Here is a 22,324-nt window from a genome sequence, read left to right on the forward strand (position 1 = left end):
CGCCCCGGGCCTGGAGGTGACGGGTACCTCAGCTCCCGGGCGGTGCCCTGCGTGAGAGAATGACTCGATTCAGTTCCCCAGTTTTCGGAGGTACATCCGTGGCCACGCCAGCACAGTGGGTGGAGGGCGCACGCCTCAGGACCCTGCCCATGGCCGCGGCTCCCGTGATTGCCGGCACCGCAGCCGCCCAGCAAATGCACGCCGTGCACCTGGGGCACGCCGGGTTGGCGCTGCTCGTGGCGCTGTTCCTGCAGATCGGCGTGAACTACGCCAACGATTACTCCGACGGTGTGCGCGGCACCGACGATGACCGCGTGGGCCCGCTGCGTCTCACCGGCTCCGGAGCGGCGCGGCCCGCGCATGTGAAGCGCGCGGCCTTCGTGTGCTTCGGCATGGCGGCCCTGGCCGGTGCCGCGCTCGTGGTGCTGTCCCAGCAGTGGTGGTTCGCGATCGTGGGTGTGGCCGCTGTCTTCGCGGCCTGGGGATACACGGGCGGCAAGAAGCCCTACGGCTATCTGGGACTGGGCGATATCTTCGTGTTCATCTTCTTCGGCCCCGTGGCCACGCTGGGTACAACGCTCACGCAGGCCGGTCGGCTGAACCTGGACGCCTGGCTCATGGCGATCTCCACGGGCTTGTTCGCGTGCGCGCTGTTGATGGCCAATAACGTGCGTGACATTCCCGGCGACCGCGAGGTGGGCAAGAAGACGCTGGCCGTCCGGCTGGGCGACCCGGCCGCACGCCTGACGTTCGCCACGGAGATGACCGTGGGCATGCTTTTACCGCTGCTGCTGGTGCCGTACAATCCCTGGGTCCTGCTCGTCTACGCAATGACCCCGTTGGCCCTGGCGGCCAGCGCCACGGTGCTCAAGAGTAGCGACCGCCGGGCCTTGATCCCCGTGCTCAAACAATGCGGGCTGGTGAACCTGGGCTTCACCGTGCTCTACGCGCTGGCCGTGCTGGTCAACCAGTACGTCTAGCCCCGGGACGTACGTCGATGAATCAGATGTCCCTGCGGGCCTGCTGATCCGTGTAGGAATCCTCGATTTCCTGATCCTCCAAGGCCACGCGGTTCCTGGGCTTGGGAGAGCGGTCGATCCAGCGGTGGAAGTCCTGGCTGGCCGCCAAATGGAGCTTGGGGAAGAAGATGTAACAAATCGCGAAGGCGGCCACCACCGCAGCGATGCCGGACAGGATCAGCCCCGCACCCACGTACATGGCGATCACGAACACCACGACCAGGATGCCCAACCGCAACAGGGAGTACTTGAGGAAATTCACGCGAGTCAGTCTACCGCCACGCCCTGGACGCCCGCCCCATGCCGCTTCCGCACGCGATCATCAGTGCAACGTGTCATCGCGGCTACGCCCATGACATAACGCCCAGAAACCGATGCGCTGACCATCAGCATGCTGCCCTAGGATTGGCACCATGGGCAGAGCGATACTCATTATCGGAGCAGGCGCCCTCGCCGTGGGTGTGATCATTTATTCACTCATCGAATGCTCCCAAACAGAGAAGTACAAGGTCAGGTCCCTCCCCAAGGGTGCGTGGATCTTGGTGATCCTGCTGCTTCCCGTCATTGGCGCGGTCCTCTGGTTGTTCTTCGGCCGCCCCAAGAAGGAGGAGCCCGGCACCCAGCCGCAGCGCGGTCGCGGCCCGGACGACGACCCCCAGTTCCTGCGGAACTTGGAGGAGCGGCGCAGGCAGCAGGCGCACGAGCGCAGACTCCAGGAGTGGGAGAACGAGCTCAAACGAACGGGACGTCCCGCGGGAGAAAAGCCTCAACCGCTGGACCCGGATGACCCCCGCCTGAGCGGAGAGTCCCCGGACCACGCCGACGGCGCCTCCGAAACGGACACCCGGGGCATGGAACACCCCCGTGACGAATCCCCCGGTGATGGTGGAAGTACCGCAGCCGGCACCGGAAAGAATGGTCCAGGCGACACCGACGAGGGTCCGGAACCGGACACGGCCCCCGGCCACCGCGCTTAGGGATCCACCAGAAACCCCACGCCGCAGAAGTACCCCGCCGAAAAGCCCCCCGCACCTGTAAAGAGGTGCGGGGGGGGGGGCTTTCGTCAGACCATGGTTGGCCGTGCTCGATTCTCGCCGCGGAACCGGTCACGGGGAACCATGGGTCACATGCTTACAGACCCGAGTACGAGTGCAGACCCGGGAAGTACACGTTGACCACGGTGAAGTTGAAGACCACGCACATGTAACCGGCGATCGACAACCACGCGGAACGGTTCCCGTTCCAGCCGCGGGTCACGCGGGCGTGCATGTAGGCGGCGTACACGGTCCAGATCACGAACGTCCAGACCTCCTTGGTGTCCCAACCCCAGAAACGACCCCAGGCCTGATCGGCCCAGATCGCACCGGCGGCAAGGGTGAAGGTCCAGAACACGAAACCCACGGAGTTGAGGCGGAACGCGAAGTTCTCCAGGGTGGTCGAGTTGGGGACAACGCGCAGGAACCCCAGTTTGGTGTCCTCCCCCGCGGCCGCGTTCTTCTCGCGACGGGACTGCAGCAACTGCAGCACCGCCATGGCGAACGTAATGGTGAATAGGCCGGATGCCGCCACGGCAATGGACACGTGGATGACCAGCCAGTAGGACTGCAGCGCCGGCGGCAACGGGGAAACCGGGGTGGGGAACGCAATGGTGGCCGCACACAGCATGAGCAGCACCAACCCGGAAACCATGGGTCCCACAAAACGCAGATCCTTGAAGCTCAACGTGACCAGATAGACGCCCGCCACCACGAGAGCACCCGTGGAACAGAACTCGTACATGTTGGCCCAGGGCACGCGGTCCGCGGCAATTCCACGGGCCACCACCGCGAAGGCGTGCAACACGAATGCAATGCCCATGACCACCACGGCCGCACGAGCGGCGGGGCGACTGACGGAGTCCTTGTAATTGAGGGCCTCGAACTCGTCCGCGCCCTTGGGTCGCGCGTCCGCAGTGGTGCGGAACTCGCCGGCCACGGAACCGTTGTCCACGGCCCCGTTATGAGCGCCGTGGTGGCCCACGGTACGCCCGGGCGCGGCCGCGGAGGCACTCACGGAACCACCGCGCGAACCTGCGCCCACGAGTTCCTTGGAATCCTCCCGGCCCACGGCGTTCTGACGCTGCGCGGCGCGCTCAGCGTCACCGATCGCCTTGGAGTGCGAGGCCATGTCCCACACGAAGGCCACGAACGCGACCAGGTAGGTGAATGCGGCCAGGAGCATGAACCATTCGCTCCAGACGCCTAACGTTTCATTGATGTTGCTACCCATAGATCACTCACGCCTTATCTGACGAGTTGAGGGGGAAATCGCGCACACCGCGGTCTTCCCACAGCGAGGTCCACAAAGCTGTCAGTTTCTCGGCTTCCGCGCCCAAGCGGTGATCCTCACCGCGAGCCAACAGTCCGTATTCCAGAACAGTACACTGCACGCCATTGTGGTCCCGGCCCACAAACGCGCGCACCCATGCCCGGCGACGGGCGATGAACAGGGTCATGATGAGCCCCACGAAAGCGGCCACGAACGAGATGAACGCGGGAATACGTCCGGGATCGTTGTGGATGTCCAAACCCACGTAGCGCTTGACGTCCACGAATTCGATGGTGCCCTTCCCGTCCGGTAGCTCGGCGCTGCGGTTGGCGCCGTCCAGGGTAATGGCGCCGTTGTCGGACATCATGGAATTCAGTTCGGTCAGCGAGTCCACATCCAGCACGTAGACGTTCTGGGCTTGACCGTTGTCCAGGCCCAGATCCCCGAAGTATGAGGACATGATCAGCACCGGATTGCTCAACCCCGGATCCACCGACCGGGGCATGGAACCCTCGCTCATGACGGCCGTGGGCAGGAGCAGGCCCACGAAACCGAGCTGATCCGGAGCGGCGTCGGGCACTTTGAGCACCAACGAGGACGTATAGACCGAGTCGGTCGGGATGGTCACCACGGGACCCTCGTAGGCCACTTTGCCCTCACCGTCCGTCACCCGGATCACCGGGGCGTAACCGTTACCCACCAAGTAAATCTTGGTGCCGCCCACGTTGAGGGGCTCGTTGACCTTCAGTTTCTGGCTCGTGGGCTCCGCGCCGGGTTCGTCGGTCACGGACACGTCCGCCTCGAAATCCGTGGGAGCCCCGTACTGGTCGGGATCCGTGGTGTCACGGTTGAAATCAGCCTGGAACTTGTCCAGGCGCACCGAGAACGGGTTGAGCCAGTCAGCGGTGAAATTGGTGCCGGGGGTGAACGAATCGTACGCGACCAGGGTGTTCACGAAGGACTCGTCCTCGACGATGATTTTCTGGCCCTTGTACCCGAACAACGAGCCGATTCCCACCGAGACCAGCACTCCCAACAGCGCCACGTGGAACAGGATATTGCCCACTTCTTTCCACATGCCGCGTTCGGCACCCACGGACGGTGCATCGCCGTCCAAATCACGGACGTCCACGCGGTAGCCGCGCTTTTTCAAGGCCTTGGCCGCGTCCTGGATGGCCTCCGACGGCAGCGGCGCTGCGGCGCCGTCGCGCGCGCCCAACAACACCCGGCGGTACTGCGGCAGGCGGGTGAGCCGCTTGGGGGTGCGCGGCGGCTTGGCCCGCCACGCCCTGTAGTGCTGGATCGCCCGCGGAATGACGCAACCGATCAGGGAGATGAACAGCAACAGGTAGATCGCCGAGAACCAGTAGGACGAGAAAACGTCGAACATCTGGAACCGCTCCAGCCACGGGCCCGAGGTGGGGTTGGCCTCGATGTAACTGTTGACGGCATCGGGATCCTGAATCCGCTGCGGGAACAGGGAACCCGGCACGGCCGCGATGGCCAGCATGAGCAGCAGCACCAACGCCGTGGACATCTTGGTCAGCTGCGTCCATGCCCACCGCAGCATACCCAGGGGACCGAGTGCGGGCACCGCAACGGAATCGCTGCCGTTGCCCTTCTGGTCGCGGTCATCGCGCACCTGCGTCATATCGGCATCACCCAATCGGTAACGAACTCGGCCTGGATCCAGAAAACCAGTGCGGACCATACGCCCGTGGCCATGGCCAGACCAATCAGGACGAGAACCGCACCGCCCACACGCTGAAGCGTGAGACGGTGACGGCGGAAGAATGTCATGGCACCCATCCCCCGGCGCAGGGCCAGTGCGATGAGGACGAACGGGATGCCCAGTCCCAAACAATAGGCGGTCGTGAGGATCACGGCCTTGCCCGTGGAGGCACCGTCCACGTACACCAGCGCCTGAACGGCGGCGAAAGTGGGGCCGATGCACGGCGCCCACCCCAACCCGAAGGTCATGCCCAGCAGGGGCGCACCCCACAGACCGGGAGGTGGCCGACGTTCGATTTTGCGGTCACGCTGGAACCACGAAAAACCGCCCATGAACACAATGCCCATGAGGATCACCAGGATGCCCAGCACCACCATGATCCACTGCTGCCCCAGGAACCAGGCGAATGCCCCCAGCTGGGCCAGCACCACGGACATCACCACGAACACCGCGGAGAATCCGAGCACGAACAGCACCACACCCAAGACCACGCGCCCGCGCCTCTGCTCCTGCAGATCCACACCCGTCAGGCCGGTCACGTACCCCAGGTAACCGGGGACCAGGGGAAGCACGCAGGGGGAAGCGAAGGAAACGAGCCCCGCGATGAGTGCCACCGGTAGCGCGGCAATCAGTGAGCCGTCGAGGATGACCTCGGCGAAGGGATTGCCCGTCATACTTTCTCGGCCACCGTGTCCTTGATGAGCGCGTCCAGAGTGGAATGGTCCGCCTTACCCAACACGCGGGCGGCCACACGACCCTCCGAGTCCAGTACCAAAGTGGTGGGCACGGCCTGCGGCGGAACATAGTCGCTCAACGCCAACAGCACCTCACCGTTCAGATCGGACGCGGAAGGGTACGGAATCCCGAAGGTGCGCTCGAAGGCCTCGGAGGTGGCTTGCTGGTCACGCAGGTTCACGCCCATGAATTGGGCGTCGCCCTCATATTCCTCGGCCAGGCTCACCAGATCCGGTGCCTCCGCCCGGCAGGGGGCGCAACCCGCGTACCAGAAGTTCAGGACGGCGGGTTCACCGCGCAGTTGCTCGGCGGAAACCGTGGAACCGTCGAACATCTTGGCGTCGAACTCGACCGGTTCGCCGCGCTCCTCGGGGGCATACTCGCTCACGGAGCCGTCGCCGGCCACATAGCCCTTACTGCCGCCCTCGTTCGCCTGCTGCGCGAGGTTGTCCGATTCCGAGCCACCGCACGCGGTCAGCGCCAGCGCGGCGCACACGGACAACGACGCCGCCGCCACGCGCGTGCGCGAGCGGCGGGATCGGGCGGTTTGAGCGGAACGGACTCGGGCCAATTTCACGGGTATGTCACCTGACGGTACGGAGTGGGATTCGGGAGCAATTATGAGCCGGGAAGCTGGTTGACCCCTGGGTAGAGGTGGGCTGCCGGTTCCCGGTAGTTCAGCCGCGGGAGCCCCGGCTCGGCCACGTCGTCGAAGGTCAGGGACGTGATGGACGCGAGGTTGCACTGACGGCGGCGGGGATCGTGCGGCAGTGGCCGGCCCTCGACGGATAAGCGTGTCAACCAGATGGGTAGCTGGTGGGACACCGCGATCACCTGGGCGCCGTCGCCACCGATGCCCACCGCGCGGCGGGCCAGATCGCGGACGGCTTCGGCCATGCGGGTCACCTGCTGCCGGTAGGGTTCCCCCCACGAGGGACGCAGCGGGTTGAGCATGAAGGGCCAGTGCTTGGGATGCGACAGCACTTTCTCGTCCACGTGCAGACCTTGGAAGTGATTACGGGGCTCAATGATGCGCTCATCGGTGACCACGTCCAATCCCAGCTCACGGGCCACGGGCGCGGCGGTCTCCCGTGCCCGTGTCAACGGGGACGACGCCAGCAAGACGTAGCGGTCCCCCTGGTTCACGCGGGCCCTGAAGTCCGCGGCGGCGGCTTCTGCCATGCGCGCGCCGAGCTCGGACAAATGGAAATCCGGCATGCGCCCGTAAACAATCGCGTCAGGGTTGTGAACCTGGCCGTGGCGCAGTAAATGAACGGTGGCGGAGGACATGATGACAGTCTCTCAAAACCCCGGCCACCTCCCAATTCAGGGGCCTCCAAGGCAACGCCCGCGAACCGTGTGAACCCGCCCGCTGCAAGGCCGAGGATCCTTTGCTCCCCGCCCCCGTCAGCCCAATACGTCCCGCAAGCGCCGCTCGTCAATGCGCAGCTGATCCCACGGGACCCCGTCCACGAACACGACAGGAATGACATGCGCGTAGTCGCGCAGCAGGGCTGCGTCCGTGGTGATGTCCACTTCCGAGAACTCGCTACCGGTGTCCCGGCACGCGGCCGCGACCACGGTGCGGGCGTCCGCACACAAATGGCATCCGTCCTTGGTGAGCAACGTCACGTGATGCGCGGGGGCGGCCGCCGTCCAGTTTTCTGCGGACAACAGGGGCTTCTGGGGTTTCTGGGGTTTTTGGGGCGAGCTCATGGACCCATGCTACGGGCACGCAAAAGGCCCCGTTCGGTGAAGAACGAGGCCTACCGCGATGTCGTTTTACTTCTTGTTACGACGCTGGTGACGAGTCTTACGAAGCAGCTTGCGGTGCTTCTTCTTGGACATACGCTTGCGGCGCTTCTTAATGACTGAACCCATAGGATCCCTCGCATTGTTGTAGACGATGACTGTTTGAACGGGTCGCGCCTGAACGCAACCCCGCCGGCCGGCTAACCGGACGGCAAAATCCGCATGAACGGCAAACTATTGATCTACCCTACCGCCTGTGCACCGAATCCTTGAAAATGGGTGCTCACGCACTGGCCTGGCGGGCGCGCTTCAGACCCACGGGCGGATTGTCCCTCGACTCCGCCGCATCACCGTGATCATCGATCTCACCGTCGCGGCCTCGGTCCGGATCGAGCCCGGCTTCCCGGTACTGAAAAATGATGTGTTCAGTGGTCAAGCGAGATGCCATGTGGAAGTCACCCGCTTCCAACGCGCCGCAGATCGCACGGTGCTCGGCACGGATGCGGCTGGACGTGGTGGACCACAACGGAACATGACCGACCAGGGCCATGGTGTATTCGTACATGGAATCGCGTAGCGCCGTGAACAGAGCCGTGAGGGCCGTATTACCGCAGGACTTCACCAGAGCAATATGAAAGCTCACGTATAAGTTGTGGAATTGCTTCAGCCCCACATCATCTCGGTCCATTTCCACCATGATGGATCGTAATTCTGTGATGGGGACATTGGCTCTTGTAGCGTTTTCCAATGCCCAGGATTCCAACTGCACCCGCGCCTGAACAATGTCCCGCAGCGGATACTCGGAAGTAGCCATGTGCAGTCGCAACGCGGGACCGGCGGAGGCGGCCGGTTCTCGCACCAGAATGGGCAGGATGGACCGGTGCGGGCCGTCGAACAACTTGACAATCCCCCGAGCTTCCAGCCCCTTCAGGGTTTCCCGCATGGAGTTACGGGAGACCCTGAAGATTGCTGCGAGGTCTTTGTCGATGGGCAACTGCTGACCCAGCACGAGGTTGCCGTCGAACAGCTCGTTCTCGAGCCATTGCAGAACCTCACGATGCGTTGCCATGGTCACCAACCTAAAGTCGTGTGTCGAGCACGTGCCAATCACAGCATGTGCTTCGACTCATGAGCTTACTGGGTATCGCCGAGAAATCAGATTAGACCCTGGGCCGACATTGCGCGCGCCACCTTGATGAATCCCGCAATGTTGGCGCCGGCCACATAGTTACCGGGCATTCCGTATTCATCGGCCGTTTCTGCGCAACGGTGATGAATTCCGCGCATGATTTCCTGCAGACGCTGCTGCGTGTAGTCGAAGGTCCACGAGTCGCGAGAAGCATTTTGCTGCATTTCCAGAGCGGATGTGGCCACGCCGCCGGCGTTGGCAGCCTTGCCCGGAGCGAAGAGCACGTCCGCGTCCTGGAACAGGCGGATCGCTTCGGCGGTGGTGGGCATGTTTGCCCCCTCGGCCACGACCTCCACCCCGTTGGCCAACAGCTTCTTGGCCTGACGGCCGTTGAGCTCGTTCTGGGTGGCACACGGCAACGCCACGGAGCCGGGAACGTCCCACACGGAACCGTCCGAGATGAATCGTGCACGACCGCCCTTGCGCTCGGCGTACTGGCTGATGCGTGCGCGCTCCACCTCTTTGACCTGTTTCAGCAGATCCAGGTCGATGCCGTCGGGATCCATCACGTACCCGCTCGAGTCGGAGGCGGTCAGCACCTTGGCACCCAACGACTGCGCGCGCTCAACGGCGTAGATCGCCACGTTGCCGGAACCGGACACGATGATCTCCCGGCCGTCCATGTCCTGGCCGCGGGTCTTGAGCATCTCCTCCGCGAACATTACGGTGCCGTAGCCGGTGGCTTCGGTGCGCACCAGTGAACCACCCCAGGCCAAGCCCTTGCCGGTGAGGACACCGGATTCGTAGCGGTTGGTGATGCGTTTGTACTGGCCGAACAGGTAGCCGATCTCACGTCCACCCACACCGATATCACCGGCGGGAACATCCGTGTACTCGCCGATGTGGCGGTACAGCTCGGTCATGAAGGACTGGCAGAACCGCATGATCTCGGCGTCGGAGCGCCCGGAGGGATCGAAGTCCGAACCACCCTTACCGCCGCCAATGGGCATGCCGGTCAGGGAGTTCTTGAAGATCTGCTCGAAGCCCAGGAACTTGACAATGCCCAGGTAGACCGACGGGTGGAACCGCAGGCCACCCTTGTAGGGGCCCAATGCTGAATTGAACTCCACCCGGAAACCGCGGTTGATATGCACCTGACCGTTGTCATCGGTCCACGGCACGCGGAAAATGATCTGTCGTTCGGGTTCGCAGATGCGTTCCAGGATGGCCGATTCGAGTAGGTCGGGGTGGCGCGCCACCACGGGGCCCAGGGATTCAAAGACTTCGTCCACTGCTTGATGGAACTCGGACTCTCCGGGGTTGCGAGCAATCACTGCTTGCCGAATCGGAATCAGATTCTCGTGCATGGGTCTCCTGCCGTCTATCGGTTGTACATGCTCACCGTGCCATCATCGCCGCGAGCTCCGCCCACGACGCCGGAACCCGGTGAGAGTGGACAGCAGACCACTCTGACGCCGGTGTGCGCCTCCGCTGCGCACAGGTGGAATCCCGTATTCGGGTTTCACGGTGTTCGAACCATCGGACTCGACTGAATCCGCGCTGGGCTCAGCGGAAGTAACGTCGGTGTTGGCTTCCACACTAGCGCCTGTGACTTCCACCTCCGCGCCCAAGGCAACGGCATCGGGGAGGCTTGATGTGTCCGACACCTCGGGTTCTTCCGGGGTTTCTTGCACGTTTTCGCGCTCCGAAGTTTCGTTATCATCCGAGATCACACCAAACACGGGAGTTTCTGCAATCTCGGAGTCGAGCTCCATGGATTCGGAGATTTCGTTGGTGACGGTTTGCCCGGCATCCTGCGCAGGTTCTTCCACGGCCTCTGGTGCGCCGAACCAGGGAAGATGACGTGGTTCGTCACCGGTATCGGGGGCCACGGGGACTTCGGCCGCCGACAGCAGATCCTCGATCCAGACAACCACCTCACGCAGGGGCTGCGCTTGCACGCTGTAGAAGCGTTTCTGTCCCTCGGCGCGCGTTGCCACCAGTCCTGTGTCCCGCAGCACCTTGAGGTGTTTGGACACGGTGGGCTGGGAGACTTCCAGTTCTTCGACCAACTCTCCCACCGGACGGGAGCCATGGCGCAATGCGGACAGGATCCGGCGTCGAGTGGGGTCGGAAAGAGCTGAATATGAGTCGTTGGCCATGGGATTCACCCTAATCGTGAACCCCGATCAGGCCCCAATCAGCCTCAGTCGTACCAGGGGTCCAGGCCCCAGTGGGGGAAGACTTCCTTGCGGGTGGCCATGATGGACCGGTCGGTCTCGTCGTTGGGGTCGAATCCGATCTCCCACGATCGCCACCACAGGTCCACGTTGTCACCCATCATTTCGGGTGCGTGGCCGCCGTACTTCTCGTTCATGTACGTGCGCCATTCCTGCGGAACGGGAGTGCTCACCGCCACGGGATGACCGCCGGAAATACCCACCAGGTGTGCCCACGAGCGCGGCACGGCGTCGTGGCAGTCGTAGCCGCCCCCGCCCGTGGCGATCCACCGACCCTCGCACACCTCGTCCGCGAGATGGGAGACCGCCAGGGCGACCTGCCGCTGCCCGTCAACGCTCACGCGCAGGTGGGTCAGTTCGTCCTGGAAGTGGGAATCGCAGCCGTGCTGGGACACGATCACCTCGGGACGGAACTCGCGCACCAGCTGGGGCACCACGGCGTCGAACGCGCGCAGCCACTGGGAATCGTCCGCTCGTGTGGGCAGGGCCACGTTGATCGAGGTACCCGCGCACTGGCCCTCCCCGATCTCGTTGGCGAAGCCCGTTCCGGGAAACAACGACAACCCGGTCTCGTGGAGAGAAATGGTCATGACCCGAGGGTCCTCGAAGAAAATGGACTGGGTGCCGTCACCGTGATGGCCGTCCACGTCGATGTACACCACGCGCTGCACCCCGTTGTCCAGGAGGTGCTGAATGGCCACGGCGCAGTCGTTGTACACGCAGAACCCGCTGGCCCTGTCCCTGGCGGCGTGATGCATGCCGCCGCCGAAATTCACGGCGTGAACGGCCCTGCCCTCGAGGATGTCCACGGCACCCTGGTAGGTGCCTCCCACCAGTCTGGCGCTGGATTCGTGAATGCCCTCGTACGCGGGGGTGTCCTCGGTCCCCAACCCGCATTCCGGAATCTCTTTGGTGGGATCTGCAGATACTGCGTGCACCGATTTCACGTAATCCGCGGTGTGAGCCAGTTGAAGCACCTGGTCATCCGGGACTTCTGGGATTTCGACCCGAACATTCTCTGCGGTGTCCAGACCCAGTTGTTGCACCAATCGCATGGTGGCGTCCAACCGGGACGGGCGCATGGGGTGGTAATCCCCAAAGTTGTACTGGAGCAACTGGGGATCCCAATAAACGCTGGTGGGGTACACGGCGCCTTCACCGTTTGTTGCGGGGCTCACACGACCATTAGATCATTGACCACGCCTCACCGGGCCGTGGTTTGCACTGTGACGGCGGATTTAGGGCAATAATGTGCTGACCGCTCGTGTGTGGGGCCACTATCAATACATCGGAATGCGACGCTGGAGGAGGTGCGGTGAGCGAGTTGGAAGAGGCCGATCCGGCCCCGGAACACCCCCCGTCCAATAGTGACCCGTTCCCCACGCGGATAGCACTCGGGGTACGGGATTTCGTGGACGGAATTGCCAACTCCTCCCCCGCGAGACTGGCGGTCATGGTCTTCGTGATCGTGGATCTGGCCTTTGCCGCGTTGTTGTGGTTGCCCGTCTCGGCCGCTCCGGGGAAGGACACCGGCGTAGCGGACGCCGTATTCACCGCAACCTCCGCCGTGACCGTGACCGGGTTGACCACGGTGTCCACCGCGGATCAGTGGTCCCTGTTCGGCCAGGTGATCATCCTGGTGGCCATCCAGATCGGCGGTCTGGGCACCCTCACCATGACATCCCTCTTGGCCCTGGCCATCGGCCGCAAACTGGGCCTCAAATCCAAACTGATCACCCAGGAGGCGCTCAACATCGGCCGGCTGGGCGAGGTGGGTTCGCTGCTGCGCATCATTGTGGTGACGTCCATTTCCATTGAAGCGGCTCTCACGGTGGTGCTGACCGTGGGCTTCCTGGTGGCCGGGGAACCACTTCATACCGCCCTGTGGCACGGGGCGTTCTACGGGATCTCGAGCTTCAACAACGCCGGGTTCACTCCGCACAGTGACGGCCTGGTGCCCTATGACCACACCGGGTTGGACTCCTGGCTGATCCTGTTTCCCATTTGCATTGGTGTGTTCATCGGCTCGCTGGGTTTCCCCGTGATCCTGGTGTTGCGCGAGGCAGGGTTCCGGTTCAGTCGCTGGAATCTCAACGCCAAGCTGACGCTGTTGACCACCGGGATCCTGTTGTTGGTCGGCTGGCTCCTGTTTTCGAGCTTCGAGTGGGACAACACCGCCACGATCGGTGACAAACCCGCCAGCGAACGCATTTTCCATGGCTTTTTCGCGTCCGTGATGATGCGTTCGGGCGGTTTCAACCTGGTGGACATGCCCGACACTTCTCAGGTGACCCTGCTGCTCACGGACGCGTTGATGTTCGTGGGTGGCGGTTCTGCATCGACCGCCGGCGGCATCAAAGTGACCACGTTGGCCGTGGTGTTTCTGGCAATCCTGGCCGAAGCACGCGGTGATAAATCCGTGATCGCGTTCTTCCGCACCATCCCCGATTCCGTGCTGCGCATTGCCATCTCCGTGATCATGATGGGCGCCACCGTGGTGCTCACCGGTTCCGCGATCCTGGTGGGGCTCACCGGCCGCCCCTTGGACCACGTATTGTTCGAGGTCATCTCCGCCTACGCGACGTGCGGACTCAGCGTGGGAGTTTCCGCGGACGCCCCGGATGCCGGAAAATACGTTCTGGCGGTCATCATGCTCATCGGCCGTATCGGCACCAACACGGTGGCCACGGCACTTGCGCTGCGCTCACGGCGTCGGTTGTATTCCTACCCGGAAGAAAGGCCCATCATTGGCTAAGAACTCATCCCACTCCGCACCGGTCATGGTGATCGGTCTGGGTCGTTTCGGGTCCGCCACAGCTATGCAGCTGGTGCGACAGGGCAATGAAGTCCTGGGAGTCGAACGGGACGCCACCCTGGTCCAGAAGATGTCCGGGCAGCTGACGCACGTGGTCGAGGCGGAAGCCACCGATATCGACGCCCTACGTCAGGTGGGGGCCACCGATTTCACCGCGGCCGTCGTGGGCGTGGGCACGTCCATTGAATCGTCCGTGTTGATCACCGCCAACCTGGTGGACCTGGGGATCGACCGGATCTGGGCCAAGGCCATCTCCCCAGCCCACGGCAAGATCCTGGCGCGCATCGGCGCTCATCACGTGATTTTCCCCGAGGCCGACGCCGGCCGCCGCACCGCACATCTCGTGTCCGGGCGGCTACTGGACTACATCGAATTCGACGACGACTTCGCGATCGTCAAAATGTACCCGCCCCGCGAGACCCAGGGCTTCACGCTGGGTGAATCGGACATCCGCTCCAAGTACGGCGTGACCGTGGTGGGCGTGAAATCCCCCGGCGAGGACTTCACCTACGCCCGCCCGGAAACCATGGTGACTTCGCGAGACCTACTGATCGTCTCGGGCCACGTGGACCTCATCGAGCGTTTCGCCGCGCGACCCTAGCCCGTCCGGCCGCCCCCGGCCACCGTGCCGGACGGGGTGAGTGTCGGGCATCAGTGCCCGCAGTATTCCTGTTCCATCTCGTCGCCGCGCTCGGCGGAAGCCGTGGCACCGGCGGCGATCACGTCGCGGAGACCGCGCTCGTCAAAGGTGTTGATGGCTTTCTCCGTGGTGCCCCCGGGGCTCGTGACGGCTTTGCGCAGGGCGGCGGGATCGGCGTCGTCGGGGCTGAGCAGCACGCCCGCGCCCGCGACGGTCTCCTTGGCCAGCACACGCGCGACGTCGCTGGGCAACCCGAGCTTCTCGCCCGCCTGCTGCATGGCCTCGGCCAGGTAAAAGACATAGGCCGGGCCGGATCCGGAAACACCGGTGACGGCGCGAACCAGGTGCTCCTCAACCTCGACCATGGTGGCCACGGAGGAGAGCACCTCCTTCACGGCGTCCAGCTGGTCCCGGGTGGTGTGGGTTCCGGGGGTCACGGAGATGACACCGCGGCCCACACTGGAGGGGGTGTTGGGCATGGTGCGCACCACGGGTTGGCCTTCGGGCAGCGCTTTCTCGAGTGCGCCGAGGGTGATGCCCGCGGCCACGGATGCCACCACAGTCTTGGGCTCCAGCGCGGGAGCGATCTCACGGGCGAGATCCAGAATGGCGTAGGGCTTGACTCCCAACAACACCACGTCCGCGCCCTTGACCGCCTCGAGGTTGGCCTTCTCGTTCTCCTCCCCGGAAAACACGGTGACACCGGTGTCCTCGCGCAATGTTTCAGCCGATGCGGCGGACTTGGTGGTTGCGCGTACCTGCTCGGCGGGTGTACCACCGGCCAGGACGCCGCGCAGGATGGATCCGTTCATGGATCCCGTACCGAGGAAAGACAGGACGAGCTCGCTCATGCGAAAGCTCCTTTCGCTGAAGAATCTGGGTTTTCCTCGACCGTATCGCGCCGGCGGAGGCCTTGGAAACGCGAGTGGGAACCGTTCCCGGCGAACACGGCCCGCAGTTGCCAGAGGATCATCAGGCTGCGCCCTGCTCGTTCCCCACCCGGGTACTTATGCTGATTCCACCTCGATTGGTGCGAGTGGATAAAACAGGAAACGGTCCCCTAGTTCGTTTCCTCCATGTGCCGGCGAGCGAACGCCAAGGATTCGGACAACCAGGCGTCCCGCTCGTCGGCATTTTTGGCTTTCCGGGTGGACACTTCCACGCCCACCACTCCCTGCCAGCGGGTGTCGCGCAAGTACTGCAGTGTCTGAGCCACCGGCTGCACGCCGAGCCCGGGCAGCAGATGCTCATCCGCCATGGTTTCCCCCGAACCGTCGGTGAGGTGCACATGGCCCAGGCGGGAGCCCAGTTCTTGCACTGCCGCCAGGGAATCCATGTGCGCGGTGGCCGCGTGGGAGAAGTCCCAGGTGACCCAGTCGTAGTCCTGGCCCAGCGGGCTGTAGTGCGGTGAGTACACCACCGCCTTGCGGCCCGCCACACGCCACGGGTACATGTTCTCGACCGAAATCTTGATGCCCGTCATCCGGGACACCTCGCGCACCCCCTGCACGAAGTTGCGCGCGTACTTGGCCTGCCATCGGAACGGTGGGTGCACCACGACCACCTCGGCGCCCACCTGCTCGGTGAGTTTGGCGGCCATTTGAACCTTGGTCCAGGCCTTGCCCCAGACCTGCTGGGTGAACAACAACGTGGGCGCGTGAATCGTGGAGATGGGCACCTGGTACTCCTGGATGTGATTCAGGAGTCGGTGCGTCAACTGACTTATCCGCTCATGGGTGACGAGCACTTCCACGCTGTCGTACCCTAGGCGCCGAGCGGCGTCGAACGTCTCGGGCACGCCCTTGGGATAGAGCGAACTGGTGGACAGCGCCACGTGCGGGCGATACGGATCCTCGTTCTGGGACATCACTTGGCCACCAAATTCTTGGGGTTGACGGTGTGGATCGCTGCCCCGGTGGTCAACCGGTCCAGTCGACGCAGAATGAGCCCTTCGCGCAACGCCCACGGGGAAATATGCAGGGTTCCGATGTCGAGCATATCCATTGCGGTTTCGGCAACGATAGCGCCCGCGAGCACCTGGGCCGCACGATGGTCGGAGACACCTGGCAGTTCGGCGCGCTCGGAGACGGTCATGGCCTCCATCCGCCGGGTCCACAACCGCAGGTCTTCCGCGTGCATGGTGCGCGGTACGTACGGCCCCTGGGCCGACGGCGCCGCACCGCAGATTCGCGCCAGTGACCGGAACGTCTTGGACGTTCCCACGACCAGGTTCGGGCGGCCACCCCTCTCGATCTTCTCCACCGCGGGCTTCAGTGTGGTGCGAACATGCCGGCGCAACTTCTTCACGTCTGCCGGCGAGGCGGCGTCGCTGCTGCCCAGGAACGTTCGGTGCATCCGCCCGGCACCCAACGGGACCGAGGTGGCCACGGTGGGTAGGGCGTTGGTGCCCACGGCCATCTCGAACGAGCCCCCGCCGATGTCGAAGTCCATGATGCGCCCGACACCCCAGCCGAACCAGCGGCGCACGGCGTAAAAGGTGATCGCGGATTCTTGATCGCCGGAGATCTCCGTGAGGGTGACCCCCGACCGGGACTGCACATGGTCCAGCACATCGCCACCGTTGGCGGCCTCGCGAATGGCAGATGTGGCGAAGGCCAGCAGATCCTCGGCGTCGTGGTCCACCGCGAAGTTTCGCGCCTCGATGACGAATGCCGTTAGCAGATCCCGCCCGTGATCGGTGATCCGCCCCTGCTCGTCCTGGTGTTCCACGAGCCGCAGGGCCATTTTGTGGGACGCGTACGGTTCCGGTTTGGACCCCGGATACACATCTAACAGGAGCAAATGGACCGTGTTGGAGCCGACGTCCAGGACTGAGAGCCGCATGTGGTTCCTTTACTCCACCGCGGATCGTGATCCGCGGTGGATTACTTCTTGCTGGCCGATGCCTTGCGGGTGGTCGCTGCCTTGGTCCCCGCCTTGGCCTTACTCGAGGTCTTGGACTTCGTTGCGGTTTTGGTGGAGCGGGCGCGCGTGGTCGTCTTCTTGGGAGCGGGGCCCTTGGCGCGCTTCTCGGCCAGCAACTGGGAGGCGCGCGCATTGGTTATTTGCTCAATGCTTTCCGCGCGGGGAACCGTCACGTTGGTTTCGCCATCCGTGATGTACGGACCGAAGCGACCGTCCTTGATCACCATGTGCTTCTCGGTGATGGGGTCCGCGCCCAGATCCGCGAGCGGTGGTTTGGCCGCTTGGCGGCCACGCTGCTTGGGCTGGGAGTAGATGGCTTTGGCCTCGTCCAGGGTGATCGTGAAGATCTGATCCTCGGAACCGATCGAACGGGAATCCGAGCCCTTCTTCAGGTACGGGCCGTAGCGACCGTTCTGCACGGTGATGGTTTCACCGTCCGTGTCCGCGCCCAGTTCTCGCGGTAGCGACAGCAATTTGAGGGCGTCGTCCAGGGTCACGTCCTGCAGCTTCATGGACGAGAACAAGGACGCCGTGCGGGGCTTGGGCTTCTCGACCTTCTTTGGCTTGGGGTTGCCGTTCTTGTAGTACTCGGTGGGGATCGCGTCGAGCTCTTCCTGAGTGGGCTCGGGGACGATCTCCGTCACGTACGGACCATAACGGCCGTCCTTGGCCACGATCATGCGACCGGACTCCGGATCGACCCCCAACTCCCGGCCGTCTGCCTTGCCGACTTCCATGAGTTCCTGGGCCTTGGCCGCGTCCAGCTCGTCCGGGGCCAGGTCCAGGGGAACATTGGCGCGCACCGGGTCGGTGACCTCCCCGGTCTCCGGATCAACGGTTCCGGCCACCTCCAGGTACGGGCCGAACTTACCCACGCGCAGGGTGATCTCGTCCGTGATGGGGATCGAGTTCACCGCGCGGGCGTCGATCTCGCCCAAATCCTCCACGATGGGCTTGAGCCCGGGTTCCTTCTGGCCGTCGCCGAAGTAGAAACCGGTCAACCACTTGACCCGTTCTTCCTCGCCGCGGGCAATGCGGTCCAGGTCGTCTTCGAGCTCGGCCGTGAAGTCGTAGTCCACGTAGTCCGTGAAATGGTCCTCCAACAACCGCACCACGGAGAACGCCAGCCAGGATGGGATCAGCGCGGATCCGCGCACCTGCACGTACCCGCGGTCCATGATCGTGGAGATCGTGGCCGCGTAAGTGGACGGCCGGCCGATGCCCAGCTCGTCCAGGGTCTTCACCAGCGAGGCCTCAGTGTAACGGGCCGGCGGGGTGGTGGTGTGACCGTCCGCGGTGACGTCCGTGGCGTCCAGGGCATCGCCCTCGGCCATGACCGGCAGCCGCTTGTCCTCGTCCTTGCCCTGACCGGAGGCGGTCTCGGGGTTCTCGTCCTTGCCTTCTTCGTACGCGGCCAGGAAGCCACGGAAGGTGATGACCGTACCGGAAGCGGAGAACTCGGCGTCGGCGCCCGCAAGCTCACCGGCGGCCGGAGATGCCGAGGCACCCAACCTGACCGTTGCGGTCGAGCCCTTCGCGTCCTCCATTTGGGACGCGACGGTGCGTTTCCAAATCAGCTCGTACAGCTTGTATTCGTCCACCGACAACTGCGAGCGAACCTGCGAGGGGGTGCGGAACGAGTCACCCGCGGGTCGCACGGCCTCGTGAGCTTCCTGCGCGTTCTTCGACTTGGAGGAATACACGCGTGGCTTGCCCGGCACGAAATCCTCGCCGTAGAGCTCCTTGGCCTGGCGACGGGCAGCATTGACGGCCTGGTCGGACAGCGCCACGGAGTCCGTACGCATGTACGTGATGTAGCCGTTCTCGTACAGCCGCTGGGCCACCCGCATGGTGGTGCGGGACGTGAAACGCAGCTTGCGCGCGGCTTCCTGCTGCAGCGTGGAGGTGGTGAACGGCGCGGCAGGGCGGCGGGTGTAGGGCTTGGTCTCGAGCGATCGAACCGTGAACTCGGCATCCTGTAGCCCGGCGGCCAGCGCGGTGGCTGAGGCCTCGTCCAGGTGAGCCATGGTGCCACCGCGGGCGCTCTTGAGTTCGCCGCGATCGGAGAAATCCTTGCCCGTGGCCACGCGTTGAGAGTTCAGGGACGACAACCGAGCGGTGAACCCGCGGCCTGCGTCCTGGCCCTCGGGACGGGCGAACGTGCCGGTGAGGTCCCAGTAATCAGCGGGGACGAACGCCATGCGCTCGCGTTCACGCTGCACCACCAGGCGGGTGGCCACTGACTGCACGCGGCCGGCGGACAGGCCCGAGGACACCTTGCGCCACAGCACCGGGGAGATTTCGTAGCCGTAGAGACGGTCCAGGATGCGGCGGGTCTCCTGGGCGTCCACGAGGTCCTTGTCGAGTTCGCGCAGCTGCCCGAACGCGCGCTCGATGGCTTCACGGGTGATTTCCGGGAAGGTCAGCCTGTACACCGGGACCTTGGGCTTGAGCACCTGCATCAGGTGCCACGCGATGGCCTCGCCCTCGCGATCGCCATCGGTTGCGAGGTAGAGGGCGTCCGCATCCTTGAGCTTGCGACGCAGCTCGGTGACCTTTTTCTTCTTGTCCGGGTTGACCACGTAGTAGGGGTCGAATCCGTGTTCCACGTCCACCGCGAACTTGCCGTACGGGCCCTTCTTCATGTCCGTGGGCAGCTCAGAAGGCTGCGGCAGGTCCCGGATATGACCCATCGAGGATTCGACCTCGTAGGCGTCACCCAGGTAACCCGCAATGGTCTTCACCTTGGACGGTGACTCCACGATCAGCAGGCTCTTGCCGGTCTCAGCGTTCTTGGTGGCCTTAGTTGGCACGGTACTCCTCGTCATGACCCGTGGATTCGAGCGGGTCTGGTCCTTCCGGTTGGGGGCTGCACGGATGCCCCGTGGTCACAACCGTCTCACACGAAAGGTTTTACCACGCGTTTCGATGCTTAGGCCGGATCGTGATCCGGCTCGGTGGTCATGGTGAACTCCCGGCCGGTGGCCGAGTCAACGTCTATCACCACAAAGTGGTACTTGTACGTGGGCGCCCAAGCCTTCAACGGAAGCTGTTCGGCAGTTTCTCGTTCGGCCTGGGTTTCCAACCGCCGCGCGCGACCGTGTACCACTACGGAGCGCACGTGATCCCCGACCACGCGATCCACTTCGAAGGCCACCTGGTTGTTGACCACCAGGCTCGCCAGCTTGGTGCCCTGCGCGGTCCGGAAATACAGTTTACGGTCTTTGGCCACATAGTTGACCGGGAAGATGTCAACGATGCCTGCGGCTTGCACGGCCAATCGCCCGAACGGGAGTTCTCCCAAGAGCTCCCACACCGCTGTGCTGTCGAGGGGCAGAATCGGATTGTAGGTTTCGCCGGTGCTCATGCCATCAGTCTTACACTTCCACCAACAGGCCGTGGGTGATGAGCGCCCTGATTTCACGTAATAATTGCTCCGACGGACCGCCCTGCCAACCCAGCAACGATCCCAGGGCCGTCAGGATCTGACGCGCACTGAGTTCTCCGTCGCACACCCCCACGAATCCCGCGGCCTCGCTGCTGAGCACCACCGTTCGCCGCAGTCCCCCGCCCTGACGCAGCAGGATCAGGGCCGGATCCTCCGCGCCGGGGCGACCGTGACGTTCCTCGGTAACGTCCTGAGCGACGTCGTAATGCTTGTCCTGCCACGCGCCCGCGACGACGCCGCTCGCGCCCTTCGCCCGGAACATGACGTCCGCGCGGTGCCACTCCGCCGCCAAGGTCGCCGCAATGGGTTGCTGGATGGGATGGTCGATGTGCTCGAAAATCCTCAGGGGGTCGTGGTCGGGGCTGGGATGTTGGGGCTGCGCGAGCCGAACCATACCGAAACCGACGGCGCCCACACCGCGGGAGGCGAAGTCGGCCAGGTAATCGCGGTAGGCGGCTTCGTAGGCCTCAGGATCGCGCTGCTGCGAGGCATCCCGCAACCAGGTCTCGGCGTATTCGCACACGTCTTGGATCTCGCGTTGAATGACCCATGCGCCCGTACCCGGCGTCAACCACTGTTCCACGCGCTCCGACCAGGTCTTTGTCGGGTCCGTGCCCGGTGCGTCCGGGATTTCCCAGTTGGCCAGTAAGTGGGCGGACGCCCCGGATGCCATCACGCTGGGCAGTGCGGTGATCAGTTCGGACACGAGCCGGTCGCCCGCCTTACCGCCGTCGCGGTAGGTGAAACGATCCTCGTCCGTTTCGCGAGTGCGGCGCGGGGTGATGACGAACGGCGGATTGGAGACCACCAGGTCGAAGGTCCGGCCCGCGACCGGTTCCAGGAGACTGCCGTGCAGCAGCGCGACGCGAGCCTCCAGGTCGAACGGGTCCAGACCCAAGGCCCGGGCGTTGAGCAGCAGGTTGAACCGCGTGGTGGCCAGCGCGCGCTCCGAGAGATCCGTGGCCGTGACGTGGCGGGCGTGGGAGAGCAAGTGAAAGGTCTGGATCCCGCACCCGGTCCCCACGTCCAGGGCGGTTTCCACCTCTCGCCTTTCAGTGGCGCGGACCAGGGTCAGTGAGGCGCCTCCGATACCCAGCACATGATCATGACGCAGCACGCCGGGACGTTGGAAAGCGCCCAGGTCACTGACCACGTAAAGCTCGCCGGACACATCAGTGGAATAGGGGCGCAGGTCCACGGCGGCGCGCACCGTTGCATCATCACCGCCGTTACCGTCCTCCAGCAGTCCCAGGCGAGCAAGGCCCGAGGCGCCCACGGTCGGCAGTGCGGTGTCGACAGCCGCGGCGGGCACGGGATCCCCGAGCAGGAACAGGGCGATCATGGCGGCCAGCCGCGGTTGGGTGGCACCCACGCGATCGAGTGCCACGCGGGCCGGGACCGGCTGTTCACGCAGCCACGCGTCCATGGCGCGATCACCGAGCAAGTCGGTGACCCCGTCCACGGTGAAATTGCTGTCGGTCAGATCCCGGTGAAGGTCCAGGACCGCCCGGGGTTCCTGCGAGCGCGGCGAGTTAGCCACCGCGCTGAACGGCGCGGCAGCGGCGGGGGAATCAGCCAACGC

Annotated in this window: 22 protein-coding genes; 4 read left to right on the top strand and 18 right to left on the bottom strand. The window is 64.2% G+C overall.

Translation table 11 applies throughout. The features are described 5' to 3' along the window. The first annotated feature begins 98 nt into the window (after positions 1 to 98). Positions 99 to 980, top strand: coding sequence for a 1,4-dihydroxy-2-naphthoate polyprenyltransferase (locus AC3ENJ_RS06530; RefSeq protein WP_431813464.1), 882 nt, complete (start codon positions 99 to 101; stop codon positions 978 to 980). A gap of 22 nt (positions 981 to 1,002) precedes the next feature. Here the strand turns inward: AC3ENJ_RS06530 and AC3ENJ_RS06535 are convergent, their stop codons facing one another. Then, on the bottom strand, positions 1,003 to 1,281 hold the full coding sequence (locus tag AC3ENJ_RS06535) for a DUF4229 domain-containing protein (protein ID WP_190781240.1): 279 nt from the start codon (positions 1,279 to 1,281) through the stop codon (positions 1,003 to 1,005). A 151-nt stretch (positions 1,282 to 1,432) separates the two neighbouring features. Between AC3ENJ_RS06535 and AC3ENJ_RS06540 the strand changes: the two genes are divergently transcribed. Next, the gene (locus AC3ENJ_RS06540) at positions 1,433 to 1,996 is read left to right on the top strand and encodes a PLD nuclease N-terminal domain-containing protein (protein ID WP_431813465.1); all 564 of its coding nucleotides are present in this window, start codon (positions 1,433 to 1,435) and stop codon (positions 1,994 to 1,996) included. A gap of 154 nt (positions 1,997 to 2,150) precedes the next feature. Here the strand turns inward: AC3ENJ_RS06540 and ccsB are convergent, their stop codons facing one another. The 11 genes from ccsB to AC3ENJ_RS06595 form a co-directional block, all read right to left on the bottom strand. Beyond that, positions 2,151 to 3,287, bottom strand: a complete 1,137-nt coding sequence (ccsB, locus tag AC3ENJ_RS06545) for a c-type cytochrome biogenesis protein CcsB (protein ID WP_431813466.1) — start codon at positions 3,285 to 3,287, stop codon at positions 2,151 to 2,153. Between the two features lie 7 nt (positions 3,288 to 3,294). Beyond that, positions 3,295 to 4,977, bottom strand: a complete 1,683-nt coding sequence (resB, locus tag AC3ENJ_RS06550; protein ID WP_431813467.1) for a cytochrome c biogenesis protein ResB — start codon at positions 4,975 to 4,977, stop codon at positions 3,295 to 3,297. After that, complete coding sequence (locus tag AC3ENJ_RS06555; protein ID WP_431813468.1) at positions 4,974 to 5,732, bottom strand: cytochrome c biogenesis CcdA family protein; 759 nt, start codon at positions 5,730 to 5,732, stop codon at positions 4,974 to 4,976. The genes resB and AC3ENJ_RS06555 overlap by 4 nt, the downstream gene beginning before the upstream one ends. After that, positions 5,729 to 6,370 (bottom strand): TlpA family protein disulfide reductase, encoded by a 642-nt coding sequence (locus AC3ENJ_RS06560; RefSeq protein ID WP_320414949.1) that lies wholly within the window; start codon positions 6,368 to 6,370, stop codon positions 5,729 to 5,731. Before AC3ENJ_RS06560 ends, AC3ENJ_RS06555 begins: the two co-directional genes overlap by 4 nt. A gap of 41 nt (positions 6,371 to 6,411) precedes the next feature. Then, positions 6,412 to 7,083, bottom strand: a complete 672-nt coding sequence (locus AC3ENJ_RS06565) for a histidine phosphatase family protein (RefSeq protein ID WP_431813469.1) — start codon at positions 7,081 to 7,083, stop codon at positions 6,412 to 6,414. Between the two features lie 117 nt (positions 7,084 to 7,200). Next, complete coding sequence (locus tag AC3ENJ_RS06570; protein ID WP_431813470.1) at positions 7,201 to 7,509, bottom strand: glutaredoxin family protein; 309 nt, start codon at positions 7,507 to 7,509, stop codon at positions 7,201 to 7,203. Between the two features lie 66 nt (positions 7,510 to 7,575). Then, positions 7,576 to 7,674, bottom strand: a complete 99-nt coding sequence (locus AC3ENJ_RS06575) for a 30S ribosomal protein bS22 (RefSeq protein WP_005504750.1) — start codon at positions 7,672 to 7,674, stop codon at positions 7,576 to 7,578. A 154-nt stretch (positions 7,675 to 7,828) separates the two neighbouring features. Then, a complete protein-coding gene (locus AC3ENJ_RS06580; RefSeq protein WP_431813471.1) occupies positions 7,829 to 8,614 on the bottom strand; it encodes a FadR/GntR family transcriptional regulator in 786 nt (261 codons plus the stop codon). 86 nt (positions 8,615 to 8,700) lie between these two features. After that, positions 8,701 to 10,041, bottom strand: a complete 1,341-nt coding sequence (gene gdhA, locus AC3ENJ_RS06585) for an NADP-specific glutamate dehydrogenase (protein WP_431813472.1) — start codon at positions 10,039 to 10,041, stop codon at positions 8,701 to 8,703. A 42-nt stretch (positions 10,042 to 10,083) separates the two neighbouring features. Beyond that, a complete protein-coding gene (locus AC3ENJ_RS06590; RefSeq protein ID WP_431813473.1) occupies positions 10,084 to 10,836 on the bottom strand; it encodes an ArsR/SmtB family transcription factor in 753 nt (250 codons plus the stop codon). Between the two features lie 44 nt (positions 10,837 to 10,880). Beyond that, positions 10,881 to 12,092 carry an acetoin utilization protein AcuC gene (locus AC3ENJ_RS06595; protein ID WP_431813474.1) on the bottom strand — a complete coding sequence of 404 codons (1,212 nt, stop codon included), beginning with the start codon at positions 12,090 to 12,092 and terminating at the stop codon, positions 10,881 to 10,883. Positions 12,093 to 12,229: 137 nt separating this feature from the next. Between AC3ENJ_RS06595 and AC3ENJ_RS06600 the strand changes: the two genes are divergently transcribed. Next, positions 12,230 to 13,669: a TrkH family potassium uptake protein gene (locus tag AC3ENJ_RS06600; protein WP_190806757.1), complete on the top strand. Its 1,440-nt coding sequence runs from the start codon at positions 12,230 to 12,232 to the stop codon at positions 13,667 to 13,669. After that, the gene (locus AC3ENJ_RS06605; RefSeq protein ID WP_190781230.1) at positions 13,662 to 14,330 is read left to right on the top strand and encodes a potassium channel family protein; all 669 of its coding nucleotides are present in this window, start codon (positions 13,662 to 13,664) and stop codon (positions 14,328 to 14,330) included. The genes AC3ENJ_RS06600 and AC3ENJ_RS06605 overlap by 8 nt, the downstream gene beginning before the upstream one ends. A 50-nt stretch (positions 14,331 to 14,380) precedes the next feature. On the opposite strand, the gene proC is transcribed toward AC3ENJ_RS06605, so the two are convergent. From proC to AC3ENJ_RS06635, 6 genes are all read right to left on the bottom strand, one after another. Beyond that, positions 14,381 to 15,220, bottom strand: coding sequence for a pyrroline-5-carboxylate reductase (gene proC / locus AC3ENJ_RS06610; RefSeq protein WP_431813475.1), 840 nt, complete (start codon positions 15,218 to 15,220; stop codon positions 14,381 to 14,383). A 209-nt stretch (positions 15,221 to 15,429) separates the two neighbouring features. Beyond that, positions 15,430 to 16,236 carry a sugar phosphate isomerase/epimerase family protein gene (locus AC3ENJ_RS06615; RefSeq protein ID WP_190781228.1) on the bottom strand — a complete coding sequence of 269 codons (807 nt, stop codon included), beginning with the start codon at positions 16,234 to 16,236 and terminating at the stop codon, positions 15,430 to 15,432. Further along, positions 16,236 to 17,213, bottom strand: coding sequence for a Ppx/GppA family phosphatase (locus tag AC3ENJ_RS06620; RefSeq protein WP_190781227.1), 978 nt, complete (start codon positions 17,211 to 17,213; stop codon positions 16,236 to 16,238). The genes AC3ENJ_RS06615 and AC3ENJ_RS06620 overlap by 1 nt, the downstream gene beginning before the upstream one ends. A 41-nt stretch (positions 17,214 to 17,254) precedes the next feature. Beyond that, positions 17,255 to 20,107 carry a type I DNA topoisomerase gene (topA, locus tag AC3ENJ_RS06625; RefSeq protein ID WP_431813476.1) on the bottom strand — a complete coding sequence of 951 codons (2,853 nt, stop codon included), beginning with the start codon at positions 20,105 to 20,107 and terminating at the stop codon, positions 17,255 to 17,257. Between the two features lie 119 nt (positions 20,108 to 20,226). Continuing rightward, on the bottom strand, positions 20,227 to 20,661 hold the full coding sequence (locus AC3ENJ_RS06630) for a pyridoxamine 5'-phosphate oxidase family protein (RefSeq protein WP_431813477.1): 435 nt from the start codon (positions 20,659 to 20,661) through the stop codon (positions 20,227 to 20,229). A gap of 10 nt (positions 20,662 to 20,671) precedes the next feature. Continuing rightward, entirely contained in the window at positions 20,672 to 22,321 is a 1,650-nt protein-coding gene (locus AC3ENJ_RS06635) for a DUF7059 domain-containing protein (protein WP_431813478.1), read from the bottom strand. Positions 22,322 to 22,324: the final 3 nt, after the last annotated feature.

Source organism: Kocuria sp. cx-455, assembly GCF_057707085.1.